General features: G+C 58.7%; 11 protein-coding genes. 9 read left to right on the forward strand and 2 right to left on the reverse strand.

Translation table 11 applies throughout. The annotated features are described in order from the left end of the window. Positions 1-59 precede the first annotated feature (59 nt). From FBY01_RS27280 to FBY01_RS27290, 3 genes are all read left to right on the forward strand, one after another. Positions 60-698, forward strand: coding sequence for an FMN-dependent NADH-azoreductase (locus FBY01_RS27280; RefSeq protein ID WP_145310278.1), 639 nt, complete (start codon positions 60-62; stop codon positions 696-698). Next, positions 698-1,003, forward strand: a complete 306-nt coding sequence (locus tag FBY01_RS27285) for a multidrug efflux SMR transporter (protein WP_007947555.1) — start codon at positions 698-700, stop codon at positions 1,001-1,003. Before FBY01_RS27280 ends, FBY01_RS27285 begins: the two co-directional genes overlap by 1 nt. Positions 1,004-1,111: 108 nt before the next feature. After that, positions 1,112-2,002, forward strand: coding sequence for a triacylglycerol lipase (locus FBY01_RS27290; RefSeq protein WP_077748945.1), 891 nt, complete (start codon positions 1,112-1,114; stop codon positions 2,000-2,002). 28 nt (positions 2,003-2,030) lie between these two features. On the opposite strand, the gene FBY01_RS27295 is transcribed toward FBY01_RS27290, so the two are convergent. Continuing rightward, positions 2,031-2,918: a DMT family transporter gene (locus FBY01_RS27295; RefSeq protein ID WP_010464117.1), complete on the reverse strand. Its 888-nt coding sequence runs from the start codon at positions 2,916-2,918 to the stop codon at positions 2,031-2,033. Between the two features lie 97 nt (positions 2,919-3,015). On the opposite strand from FBY01_RS27295, the gene FBY01_RS27300 reads away from it, so the two are divergent. The 4 genes from FBY01_RS27300 (at position 3,016) to FBY01_RS27315 (ending at position 10,011) form a co-directional block, all read left to right on the forward strand. Further along, positions 3,016-3,798, forward strand: a complete 783-nt coding sequence (locus FBY01_RS27300) for a helix-turn-helix transcriptional regulator (protein WP_178113300.1) — start codon at positions 3,016-3,018, stop codon at positions 3,796-3,798. A gap of 148 nt (positions 3,799-3,946) precedes the next feature. Next, positions 3,947-8,347 carry a dermonecrotic toxin domain-containing protein gene (locus tag FBY01_RS27305; protein WP_256664537.1) on the forward strand — a complete coding sequence of 1,467 codons (4,401 nt, stop codon included), beginning with the start codon at positions 3,947-3,949 and terminating at the stop codon, positions 8,345-8,347. Positions 8,348-8,445: 98 nt separating this feature from the next. Continuing rightward, positions 8,446-8,751, forward strand: a complete 306-nt coding sequence (locus FBY01_RS27310) for a PsiF family protein (RefSeq protein ID WP_010464113.1) — start codon at positions 8,446-8,448, stop codon at positions 8,749-8,751. Between the two features lie 246 nt (positions 8,752-8,997). After that, positions 8,998-10,011, forward strand: coding sequence for an AI-2E family transporter (locus tag FBY01_RS27315; RefSeq protein ID WP_010464112.1), 1,014 nt, complete (start codon positions 8,998-9,000; stop codon positions 10,009-10,011). A gap of 59 nt (positions 10,012-10,070) precedes the next feature. On the opposite strand, the gene FBY01_RS27320 is transcribed toward FBY01_RS27315, so the two are convergent. Further along, positions 10,071-11,345 (reverse strand): Hsp70 family protein, encoded by a 1,275-nt coding sequence (locus tag FBY01_RS27320; protein WP_145310282.1) that lies wholly within the window; start codon positions 11,343-11,345, stop codon positions 10,071-10,073. 294 nt (positions 11,346-11,639) lie between these two features. Between FBY01_RS27320 and FBY01_RS27325 the strand changes: the two genes are divergently transcribed. Together FBY01_RS27325 and FBY01_RS27330 are read left to right on the forward strand one after the other, a co-directional pair. Then, positions 11,640-12,587: a DnaJ C-terminal domain-containing protein gene (locus FBY01_RS27325; RefSeq protein ID WP_010464109.1), complete on the forward strand. Its 948-nt coding sequence runs from the start codon at positions 11,640-11,642 to the stop codon at positions 12,585-12,587. 23 nt (positions 12,588-12,610) lie between these two features. Further along, positions 12,611-12,916, forward strand: a complete 306-nt coding sequence (locus FBY01_RS27330; RefSeq protein ID WP_077748948.1) for a chaperone modulator CbpM — start codon at positions 12,611-12,613, stop codon at positions 12,914-12,916. Positions 12,917-13,104 lie beyond the last annotated feature (188 nt).

The raw sequence follows: 13,104 nt of genomic DNA on the forward strand, positions 1-13,104 counted from the left end.
GGGCGGCTGTGAGCTTCAATCTGCAAGCCACAGGCAGTTTAGCCCTTAAGGAGATTCAGATGAGCAAGATTCTTGCGATCCATGCCAGCCCCCGTGGCGAGCGTTCCCATTCCCGGCGTCTGGCGGAAGTGTTTCTTGGCGCTTGGCAAGCGCGACATCCTCAGTCGCAGCTGACTCGCCGGGAAATCGGTCGGGCATTGATACCGCCGGTTAACGAGGCCTTTGTGGCCGCGGCCTTTTACCCCGAGCCCCAAGCGCGTCCCTTGTCGATGCAGGCCGACCTGGCGTTCAGCGATGAGCTGGTCGGCGAGTTGCTCGGTCACGATTTGCTGGTGATTTCCACGCCGATGCACAACTTCAGCGTACCCAGCGGCCTCAAGGCCTGGATCGATCAGATTGTGCGGCTCGGGCTGACGTTCAATCACACCCTGGACAATGGCGTGGCGCAGTACGAGCCGTTGGTGCACGGCAAAAAAGCCCTGATCGTCACCAGTCGCGGCGGCTTCGGTTTCGGGCCGGGCGGCGAGCTGGAGGCGATGAACCATGCCGATCCGTTGCTGCGCACCGCGCTGGGGTTCATCGGCATCACCGACATCACCGTGGTGGCCGCCGAAGGCGAAGAGTCGGCCGAGCGCACGTTCGAGATTTCGCGGGCCGAAGCCGAGCAGCGTTTGCTGACGCTGGCCCGGGAGTTCTGATGGCCTGGCTGTTTCTGCTGATCGCCGCCGGGTTCGAAGTTACCTTCGCCATGGGCATGAAGTACGCCGAAGGCTTTACCCGACTCTGGCCATCGCTGATCACGGTGGTGGCCGCCGTCGGCGGGATTTACTTCCTGACCCTGGCCATGCGCGAGTTGCCGGTGAGCATCGCCTACCCGATCTGGACCGCCATCGGTTCACTGGGCACGGTGTTTCTCGGCTTTGCGCTGCTGGGTGAAAGCCTGACGGCGATCAAACTGGTGTCGGTGGGGCTGATCGTGGCAGGCGTGGTGGGGCTGAAGTAGGGTGGATGTCATAGACTGGTCGTCGAGTTGTCATCTTGGGTGACGATGCTTGGCTGACGTCTTGCATCGCGCCTTGCTTCATCTCACCGATCACAAGGATGTCCGTCCATGTCGCAAGGTTCTGCCACGCGTTATCCGTTGGTGCTGGTCCCGGGAATGCTCGGGTTTATCCGTCTGGTGCTGTATCCGTACTGGTACGGGATCATTTCGGCGTTGCGCCGGGGCGGGGCGACGGTGTTTGCGGTGCAGGTCTCGCCGCTCAATTCCAGCGAGGTGCGCGGCGAGCAGTTGCTGGCGCGGATCGAGGAGATTCTGCGGGAAACCGGGGCCGAGAAGGTCAACCTGATCGGCCACAGCCAAGGCTCGCTCACAGCCCGTTACGCGGCCGCCAAACGTCCGGATCGCGTGGCGTCCGTCACGTCGGTCGCAGGGCCGAATCATGGCTCGGAGCTGGCGGATTATCTGGAAAAGCATTACCCGGCCGACACGTTCAAAGGACGGGTTCTCAGCGTGTTGTTGCGCTGGATCGGCGCGTTGATGAGCCTGCTGGAAACCGGCTATCGCGGGCCGAAGTTGCCTGTGGATATCCCGGCTTCGCACCATTCGCTGACCACTCAAGGCGTGGCGCTGTTCAATCAGCGTTATCCACAGGGCCTGCCTGAAACCTGGGGCGGGCACGGGCCGGAAGAGGTCAACGGCGTGCGCTATTACTCCTGGTCCGGGACGTTGCAACCGGGCAAGACGGACCGCGGCGGTAACCGGTTCGACGGCACGAACCGCAGTTGCCGGCTGTTTGCCAGAACCTTTGTGCGCGAAACCGGGCATTGCGACGGGATGGTCGGGCGTTACAGCTCGCACTTGGGGACGGTGATTGGCGATGAGTATCCGATGGATCACTTCGACATCGTCAATCAGTCGCTGGGGCTGGTGGGGAAAGGAGCGGATCCGGTGCGGTTGTTTGTCGAGCATGCGGCCCGATTGAAAGCGGCTGGCGTGTAAACGTCAGTTGGACCGCGAAGGCGTCGGGTCAGGCAACGCTGACCTTACGGCCCAACACGGTAGTCCAGCGCTCCGAAAGCACCACCCCACCCAGCGTCAACACCCCACCCACCAGGTGATACATCGCCAACTGTTCATTCAGTACCACCGCCGCAATCAACGCCGTAATCAACGGCAGCAAATTGAAAAACAGCGTGGTCCGGCTCGGTCCCAGGCGCACCACGGCCTGCATCCACGCCAATGGCGCCAGCATCGAAGCCAGCAAACAGGCATAAAGCACCAGCGGAATATTCTGCAAGGTCGGTCCGACCTTCGGTGAAGCGACAAACAGCGGAAACAGCACCACCACCGCCACCAGCACCTGCAAATACAACAACACCAGTGGCGGCAAGCGCAGCTGCCATTTTTTCAGCAGCGTGCTGTAGATCGCGTAGGCCAGCGTGGCGATCAGCATCATCGCGTCGCCCAGGTTCACGCCGTGCTCAAGCAGTGCGCCGAGGCTGCCGGACGACACCACCACCAACACGCCGGCGAACGACAACACCGCGCCGGCCAATGCGCCCGCAGTCAGGCGCTGACCGAGGCTAACAATTGCCATGGCCAGCGACATCAAGGGCATCAGCGACAAGATGATCCCCATGTTGGTGGCTGTAGTCAGCGTTGCGGCGAAGTACGCCAGGCTCTGATAGACGGCCATGCCGAGCACGCCAAGGATGAAAATCTTGCCCAGGTTCGGGCGAATCTGCGGCCAATGCGCGATCACCGGTTTGAGCATGAACGGCGTGAACAGAATCCCGGCCAGCAGCCAGCGATAGAAGCCGATTTCCGCGGGGAAGATCGCGCCGACCGCCAGTTTGTTGATCACGGTGTTGCCGGCCCAGATGAAAATGGCCAGCAGGGGATAAGCGTATTGCATCAGAAAAACCATCAACGTTAGTGAGGAGCGATTATCCGCCTGTCTGGATGCAAGCCTATACTTCAATCCAGACAACCTGCCCTTGATGACGGACAGCATGACCAGTAAACACATCGACCTGCTCGATTTCGCAGAATTGCCGTCCCCGGTCTATTTCCGTTATGCCGACTTCGACACCCATGAATACGCCTCGACCCACCGTCACCCGTGGGGCACCCTCGAGTATTCGGCCAACGGTGTGTTGCACATGGAAATTGGCAGCAGCCGCTTCATGTCGCCGCCGCAATACGCGGTGTGGGTGCCGCCACAGACCGAGCACAGTTTCTACAGCAATCAACCGATCAACTATCGCGCGGTCTGCCTGGCGCCGGTGTTGTGCACCGCGTTGCCACAACAAGCGTGCACGCTGGCAATCAGCGACATTCTCAAGGCGATCCTCAAGGACTTCGCCGCCCGCGACGTGAAAATTCCCGACCAGGATGCGGACAAACGTCTGGCGCAGGTGTTGGTGGACCAGTTGCAACTGGCACCCATCCAGGAGTGTTTTTTGCCTTACGCCAGCAGCTCGGGATTGCTCGTAATACTTGAAGCCCTGCAAGCCGAGCCCGGGGACAATCGGCCATTGGCGCACTGGGCCGCGCAGATTCATGTCAGCGAACGCACCTTGGCGCGGCAGTTTGTCCGTGAGCTGGGCATGAGTTTCGGCGAGTGGCGGCAACGCTTGCGTTTCCTCGCGGCGATCGAAGCGCTGGACAGTCAACGCAGCATTCAAAACATTGCCTTCGACATGGGTTACAGCACCGGTTCGGCATTTATTGCGATGTTTCAACGCCAGGCCGGGTGTACGCCTGAGCAATATCGTCGGCAACGAATTATCTGAGATAAATAAGTCAGTGGGTGTTAGAAGTTTTAAGTGGTGAAGTTTCTTACAGGCTAATCGGAATTGAACTTCATTTGATTGAGTGATTAACGTTGTACGCTAGTTGCATGAGCCGTTTCTGTTCAGCAAACTTATGCAGAGTATCAATGTGACCACTTCAATCCGGATCGATGAAATATCAGCAACCGCAATACAACAAAAAAGCATACATCACGAACTTATAAAAAATGCTATCCCGGAATGGATGCGCCAAACTTCACCCCACAGAATCAGCGCGTTAAAAACCGTGATAGCCCCACTTCCGGAATGGATTATCACCGCTTCACCGATGCAGCTCGCAGCCCTGCAGCGCGCCTCGGAGGAAAGCTGGCGGGCACAAAACGATGTCGACCAGATGCTGAGCGAGGCGCAAGATGTCTACGCCTTTGCTGAACCGCTGCTTCGTCAGGCGCTGAAAGATCAATACGGTGTAGACGTCGATGTAAAGGAAACTTTCTTGCAGTTGTTTTCTCCGCCCCATTTATCCCCTTGGGCCAACAATTTCAATAACGGCGTGGAATCGCGCATTGTTTCTCTGCTGGATGCGGCATTACATAATTTTTCAGATAAAGAAGTATTAACCTCTGATTCGCAGTTTATTACCCGGCCGGACAAATCGAATCGATTCGATATAACCGGTGTTCGTAACAATATGAGTGTCGACCAATTCAAGACGCTTTGCCGCACTCTGGATATCGGCGCTCACTATAAAGCCCATCTTGAAGGCTATGTGCGCCCTGTCGACGGGCTGGCGCGTAGTGTGGTGCAGCAAACAGTCATAAAAAGCCAAAAGGCTGCGTTAAAAGCAGCCCTGTATCTGGCCAGCCTTAAAAATGACATCTCGGCCAGTGGCTACCTGGCTGTACAAAGCCTGCTCAAGGATATTAAAGCGTGGAAGATGGATGGCCTTCCCGTTCATTACTATCAGCTGAAAATTCTCGATGTCCAGTTGAGAGGCATCGTGCTGATCGCCCCTGATCTGCATATCCACGACAGCGCCGCCCGGCGAGTCATTGTCTATGTGCCGCATGACCCGGAGCATCCACTGAAAGAGTACGCCTCGAAGGCCGAGTTCGCCCGTGAGCTCACTCGCCAATTGCGGGATGCCCCAAGGAATTCCACAAACAGTTATCAGCAGTTCTTCAGCCGTTTTGTCGACCATCAACAACGGGGGCGCTTCTTCTCGGCACTCAATGCCGCGCTGGTGGAAATAACCCAACACGACAAAGTTCCGGGCGTCGATCAGCCGGTATGGCGCGAAACGCCCATCGAGAATCCGCGCCTGCACTTTGAGCACGTTCGGTTCGAGAACGACATCCATACCTTTTTTACGGGCGACCCTTGGCTTTATCTCTACCAGCAACAGCAAAACAAAATCCTGAACGACGCCCGGGAGATGGTCATCTCGACGCAAGATGCCGATCGTATGGAGCGCTGGGCGTGGTTCGACAACCTGGAAAAAATGCTTTCCGACGTCTTCAATGCCGCGTTAATGGTGGTGGGGCCTTTCATACCCTTTGTGGGCGAGGTAATGATGGGTTACATGGTTTATCAGTTGGTCAGCGAGGTCGTCGAAGGCATTGTGGATCTGGCTGAAGGTCTCTATCTGGAAGGGGCCGAGCACATCATTGGGTTTGTCGAAAGCCTGGTCCAGTTGGTGGCCTTCGCCGGCGGCATGAAAATCGGCAGTGAGGTGGTACTGCCCAAGTTGTCATCGTTCATCGAGTCGACAACACCGGTCACGCTCGCCAACGGCGCCAAACGCCTGTGGAGCCGCGACCTTGAGCCCTATCAAAAACAAAACCTGACTCTGACTGCGGATTCAAAGCCTGATGAAACCTGGCTGCACCGGCACGAGGGCAAGCCGATTCTCAAACTGGACACCCGGCACTTCGAACTGACGAAAGATCCACAGAACGGAAAACACAGGGTTAAACATCCGACCCGCTCCGACGCCTATCAACCCGTGGTGGAGAGCAACGGCGAAGGTGCCTTCGTGATTGAAGGCGAGCAACCCCATAGGTGGGATGACTCGACCTTGATGGCGCGACTCGGCCCGGACATGGGTGAGCTGGCCGACGCCTACGGCGACATCCGCACGGTCAGCCAGACCGATGCCAGCGCGATCCGCCAAATGTATGCCGACAATGAGCGGCCATCGCCGTTGCTCAGCGATACCGTGACCCGGTTTCGTATCGACCGTGACATTCAGACCTTCATCGAGCAGATGGGCAGCGAGCGTGCGCAAGATTACTCAAGCGCCGATCCCGAGATGCAATTTCAGCTGCTCGATGGTCTGTGGCCCGGCAATGCGATTGAGCTGGTAGACGCCAGGGGCGAAGTGCTTCGGGTCATCGGTCGCGCGGGCGGGCCGGGTGTCCAGATAAACAGCAATCGTCTGGCTGACGTCGATCTGCTCAAGACGCTGTTATCGCACCTGGATGAAGCACAACTGAACACCTTGTTGGACGTCGAGTTTCATATCACGCCCAGCACGCTGGAACTGAACGCCAAAAATCTGCGGGCCGAGTTGGCGATACGGGCCAGGAGCAAGCGCACGTCGCTGTTCGATGCACGTTATCGTCGTGTCGAAGCTGCCACGAGTGACAGCGCAAAAACGATCCAGGCCCAAGTGCCGGGCCTGCCTGGTACTGTCGCCCGGGAGTTGCTGTCCATCGCCACGCCCTCCGAAGTCCAGGCGATTGAGCGCGGGCAGTTGCCCGCAAGGCTGGAAAACCTCGCGCGTTGGGCGCTGCGAGACGTGCGCATGAGCCGTGCTTATGAAGGTTTTTACCTCGACTCGGTCGACAGTCCCGACATGGACCGGCTGGCGCTGCACTCCCTTGAGCATCTTCGCGGCTGGAATCCCGATGTGCGCATTGAGGTCCGACGGTTCGAGTACGACGGAACCCTGCTCGACAGTATCGGCCAGGACGACGCAGGGATTCGCCGTACGCTCGTCGAGCTTCATGACTCGACATTCGTCGCTTATGACGAAGACGCAAATGCCCTGCATTCGGGCATGGATCTGTTTTCCGCTATTTTGCAGGCGTTGCCGGACGCCGAGCGTAACGCGCTGAACATCTATATCGGCCAGGGGGCCAAACTGAAGCTGGCCCTGCGCGACAACGCATTGCAGCCCTATCAGTTGCTGAAGGTGCTGGACGGTCTGCCGGTTCTTGATCCGCTCACTTACGATCCTCAATTGATGCGTCTGCGTGGTGGCTCGCCGGGCGCGGGCGGCGAACGTGCAGTCCTGGAAGACATCGGCGGCCAATACAGCGACCTGGTCACGGTAGCGTTCCATCCTTCTGTTTCGGCATTCAAGCGATTCGATTATCTGCGCGGCCTGAAACTGATTCACGACAGCCTTCCACAGGATTATCTTTTCGACCTTTTCGAGGCGCTGAACGCAGCCAATGCGACCGGAGAGGCCGGGCCAGGCCTGCGGATCGTCCAAAGTATCGAGGCGTTGCCTGATCTGCAGAAGCTGATGCTGCCAGAGCAGTTCAACGCGTTGACCGGGCGCCTGTTTACCAAAGAGGGCCTGGTGCCGCTCACTGAACTGGAACGAAACCTGGGGTTGAATGCGCGCAATCTGGAACAGACCGGGCGGGCCAATGCCTACCAGGCGCTGCTACATTCAGTCCGGGAGAACGGTGTAACGTCAAGTCCGGAGCTGGCTGATTTAAGCAGCTATGGGGAGTGGTTTTCCCAGGCCTTGGTCGAGACCGAAGGGCCGGTTCAGGTATCGCCTCAAACCATGGCCAATTTGAAAATGGCGCAGGACGCGATCTATCGAGCCAAGGAGCTCCTGCCGTTATCGGGGAATCAGTTGCCAAGCATGTGGGAAAACGGCGGTTCGGCGATTGCCAAAATCAAAGGCCTGCGAGGGATGGACCTTGAGGAGGGCGGGTTCTCTGCAAAATTGACCACCGCTGAGGCCGCTCGCAAAGCCATTGATATCAAGGGCGGGAATTGTTCGGAGAACTCGAAGGTCACGTTTTCGATTCTCGCCAGCCAGCCCCGGACGTCCAGCATTCACATTGTCCGGGCCACCCGTTTTGATCATCAATATGTAGTGATAGGAGATGATCTGAGCAATCTCGATGCACTGGTCGTCGCTGACTCGTGGCCGGAATTTCCCGCAGCGCACTTGGCCAGCAATGCACACTTCAATTTCGAAATGCCGCCGGTGACCACACTGACCCCCGGGCCGGCCGTGGCCGAGTACGCCTTTATCAATGAAGCCGCGCCAGGGCCGGCGGTATTGCCTGCGGTTTCCGAGGCGAACACGTTCCGGCAGATAAAAATCAACAAGCTCTATGAGGAGGGTGCGGCATATGCCCAATGGACGTCGCTGCGTGAGCTTGGACAGACTTATGCGGCCGAGGGGGGCACGCCGGTCTTGTTCGAGCGGATGCCCGCGTCGGTCATTGATAACCGGGTTGATGCTTATCAGCGATACCGGGAAGCCTTTAAAGATCTTCTGGAATCGGAGGTTGATTGACGGCCATCGGTTGCGTCGGTGGATGAATGTGTAACAGGGGTTGTCTACACTCCAGATTGAGGCCGCACCCCTCGGTGCGGCAACAAGGAGAAAACTCCATGATGATGTTGCGTGTCCCTTTGTTGATGATCGGTTTGCTGCTTAGTGCCCAGGGCTTCGCCGCCACTGAGCAACAGAACAAGATGACCACCTGCAACGCTGACGCTACCGCGAAAGGCCTCAAGGGCGACGAGCGCAAAGCCTTCATGAGCACCTGCCTCAAGGCGGCACCGGCCGCCAATGACGCCAAGACCTTGACCCCTCAGCAAGAGAAAATGAAAACCTGCAACGCCGATGCGGCGACCAAAGCGCTTAAGGGTGATGAGCGCAAAGCATTCATGAGTGATTGCCTGAAGAAAAAATAAATAACAGAGTCATAACGGGCGGCAGATTGTGGTGGCTGTGAGGGCCCCTTTGCGAGCAAGCCCGCTCCCACAATGGAACTGTGTTCGCAGGACTGATGTGGGAGCGAGCCTGCTCGCGAAGGGGCCAGCATGGCCGCTATAAAAAATCGCCCACGCCCCACTAAGGTCGCCCTACACAATCCCTAGTGCTGGCCTGCGAACGCTGGCAGACTGCCAATCCTTTTACGTCGTTCGTTTTGAGGCTGTATGCCAACGTTTTCTCAACGCCACGTTTTGCTGCTGATCAGTTGGGTCATCATCTTTGGTGGTTTGCTGCTGGTGATCCCGCTGCGACTGCTGCCTAGCCTGCTGGCCGGGTTGCTGGTGTTCGAACTGGTCAACATGCTCACCCCGCAGTTGCAGCGGCTGATCGAAGGTCGACGCGCGCGCTGGCTGGCGGTGGCGTTGCTGGGGACGTTAGTGGTCAGCGTGTTGACCCTGATTTTTGCCGGCGCCATCAGCTTTTTGCTGCACGAGGCGGAAAACCCGGGCGCATCGCTCGACAAATTCATGCACGTGGTTGACCGCGCGCGCGGGCAGCTGCCGCCGTTCATCGACGCCTATCTTCCGGCCAGTGCCGCGGAATTTCGCGTGGCCATCGGCGAGTGGATGAGCAAGCACCTGAGCGACTTGCAACTGGTCGGCAAGGACGCGGCGCACATGTTTGTGACGCTGCTGATCGGCATGGTGCTCGGGGCGATCATCGCCTTGCAGCGCATACCGGACGTGACCAAGCGCAAGCCGCTGGCTGCCGCGTTGTTCGACCGCCTGCACCTGCTGGTCCAGGCGTTTCGCAATATCGTCTTCGCCCAGATCAAGATTTCCCTGCTCAACACCTTCTTTACCGGGATCTTCCTGGCGGTGATCCTGCCGATGTTCGGCGTCCAGCTGCCGCTGACCAAAACCCTGATCGTGCTGACCTTCCTGCTCGGTCTGTTACCGGTGATCGGCAACCTGATGTCGAACACGCTGATCACCATCGTCGGCTTGTCGCTGTCGATCTGGGTCGCCATGGCGGCGCTGGGTTATCTGATTTTTATCCACAAGCTCGAATACTTCCTCAACGCGCGCATTGTCGGCGGGCAGATCAGTGCCAAGTCGTGGGAGTTGCTGCTGGCAATGCTGGTGTTCGAGGCCGCGTTCGGCCTGCCAGGGGTGGTGGCGGGGCCGATTTATTACGCGTACCTGAAGAGTGAGTTGAAGCAGGTGGGGATGGTGTAACCACCCCATGATCGTTCCCAGACCAGAGCGTGGGAACGATCACTTCCTCGGGTTGCGAATCAGTCCATCGTGCCGTAACGCTTCATCGCCTCGATCGCCAACCCGCTGCCGATGCTGCCGAAGATGTTCCCTTCCACATGCCGCGCATTCGGCAACATCGCCGACACGCTGTTGCGCAGCGCCGGAATGCCGCTCGAACCGCCCGTGAAGAACACCGTGTCGACCTGATCGACCCGCACGTTGGCGTCGTTCAGCAGTTGGGTCACGCTGTTGCGCACGCGCTCCAGCAGGTTGTCGATGGCCGACTCGAACAGCGCGCGACTCAGCTCAACGCTCAAGCCCGGCTCGATGCGGTCCAGCGGCACATGGCGGCTGTCGGCGTGGGTCAGCTGGATCTTGGTTTCTTCCACTTCCATGGCCAGCCAGTGTCCGGCGCGCTGGTCGATCAACTTGAACAGGCGATCGATACCGCCGGTGTCTTCGATGTCGTAGCGCATGCTGCCCAGGGCCAGGGTCGACTTCTGCGAGTACACCGAGTTGATGGTGTGCCAGGTCGCCAGGTTCATGTGGTGGCTGGTGGGCATGTAGGCGCCGCTCTTCATGCGGCTGCCGTAGCCGAACAACGGCATCAGGCCTTGCAGGCTCAACTGCTTGTCGAAGTCGGTCCCGCCGATGTGCACGCCGCCGGTGGCGAGGATGTCGTCGTGACGGTTGTCGTGGGTGCGGCGCTCCGGGGACAGGCGCACCAGCGAGAAGTCGGAGGTACCACCGCCGATGTCGACGATCAGCACCAGCTCTTCCTTTTCGATGGTCGACTCGTAGTCGAATGCCGCCGCAATCGGTTCGTACTGGAACGACACATCCTTGAAGCCGATGGCGCGCGCCACGTCCACCAGGGTGTTCTCGGCTTCCTGGTCGGCCATTTCGTCGTCATCGACGAAGAACACCGGGCGGCCCAGCACCACTTCCTCGAATTCCCGACCGGCGGCCGTCTCGGCGCGCTTCTTCAACTGGCCGATAAACAGCCCGAGCAGGTCCTTGAACGGCATCGCCGTGCCGAGGACGCTGGTGTCGTGCTTGATCAGCTTGGAGCCCAGCAGGCTCTTGAGCGAGCGCATCAGTCGGCCTTCGTAGCCTTCCAGGTACTCGTGCAGCGCCAGCCGACCGTACACCGGGCGGCGTTCTTCCATGTTGAAGAACACCACCGACGGCAGGGTGATCTTGTCGTCCTCCAGCGCGATCAGCGTTTCCATGCCGGGGCGCAGCCAGCCGACGGTGGAGTTGGACGTGCCGAAGTCGATACCACAGGCACGGGCTGGAGATGCGTTTTTCATGACTTTCAGGTTCCGGTTAAAAAACGGCCGCGCAGTGTATGTCAGTGCGGCGCAGATTCGAAGGCCGACTATCCGCTAAATACACCAATGGCGCCTTGATAAGATGGCCGGATGCCCCAAACTTGTCTGCATTGAGCCTGGCAGCCATCGGTCGGTCGCAAGAACCGCCCACTGCTGCCGATAAACTTCTGACGCGCTACCCGGTCACAAACTTGAGATCGGTCAACCCGGCGCCTGGAAATACGCGCAGACTACGGTGACGGCGCGATATCGATAACGGATGGTGATCCTTAGATGGACTTCAAAGACTATTACAAGATTCTCGGTGTGGAACCGACCGCGGACGATAAGACGATCAAGGCGGCTTATCGGAAACTGGCGCGCAAATACCACCCCGATGTCAGCAAGGAAAAGGACGCCGAGGCCAAGTTCAAGGACGCCTCGGAAGCTTATGAAGCGCTGAAAAGTGCCGACAAGCGCGCCGAATATGACGACTTGCGCAAATACGGCCAGCACGGCCAACCGTTCCAGGGGCCGCCAGGTTGGCAGGGCCGTGGCGGCGGTGGGTTTGGCGGTGGTCAGGACACGGGCGATTTTTCGGACTTCTTCAGTTCGATCTTCGGCAACCGTGGTCCGGGTTTTGGTGGTGGACAGTCGGGCCGCAGTGCCGGGCGCCGAGGGCAAGACGTGGAAATGGAACTACCGATTTTTCTGGAAGAAAGCCTGTCGAACGAGTCGAAGAAGGTCTCCTTCCAGGTGCCGCAGTACAACGCGGCCGGCCAGCACGTCAGCAACACCAGCAAAAGCCTGAACGTGAAAATCCCGGCCGGTGTGACCGACGGCGAGCGCATCCGCCTCAAGGGCCAGGGGGCGCCGGGCATCGGTGGCGGGGCCAACGGCGATCTGTTCCTGATCATTCGCTTTGCGCCGCACCCAAAATTCGACGTCGAAGGCGAGAACCTGATCATTACCTTGCCGCTGGCGCCCTGGGAGTTGGCGCTGGGTACCGAAGTCGCCGTGCCTACACTGACCGGCAAGATCAACCTCAAGGTGCCGGCCGGCAGCCAGAACGGCCAGCGCATGCGCGCCAAGGGGCACGGTCTGCTGAACAAGGCGGGCGAGCGTGGCTACCTGTTCGTGCAATTGAAAGCCGTGATGCCCAAGACTTCGAGCGACGAGGTCAAGGCGCTGTGGGAAGAACTGGCGAAAAAAGCCGCTTTCGACCCGAGAGAAAATTTCTGATCCAAGAGACGGAGTAGCCCATCATGAGCAACCCCCTGATCGTTCAACTGGACATGGCAGAATTCTGTGAGGCGACCGAGCTGTCGGACGTCTACGTGATCGAAATCGTCGAGCACGGCATCCTCGAACCTCAGGGCAAGCAGCCCAAGGATTGGGTTTTCAACGATTACGAGCTGGCTCTGGCCAAGCGCGCCGCCAAGCTGCGGCGCGATCTGGAGCTGGAGTGGGAAGGTGTCGCCCTGGCGCTGGACCTGCTTGAAGAGGTCCAGCAGCTGCGGGCGGAGAATCGCATGCTCAAGCAGCGGTTGGGGCGGTTGGTCGTCGAGTAGTGTTCTGCTGGTTTTGTGTCGTTTGACACGGCCCCTTCGCGAGCAGGCTCGCTCTCACATTGGATCGGGTTCTTCCAGAAGGAATACGGTCAACTGTGGGAGATTCTATGGTTGAGGGGAAACCCTCAACTGACCTTTGACTGATATTCGCTTTGCCCTTTCAGCAAGGCGAATGCCACCCGCGCAAG

Source organism: Pseudomonas sp. SJZ077, assembly GCF_007993905.1.
Classification (GTDB): Bacteria; Pseudomonadota; Gammaproteobacteria; order Pseudomonadales; family Pseudomonadaceae; genus Aquipseudomonas; species Aquipseudomonas mandelii.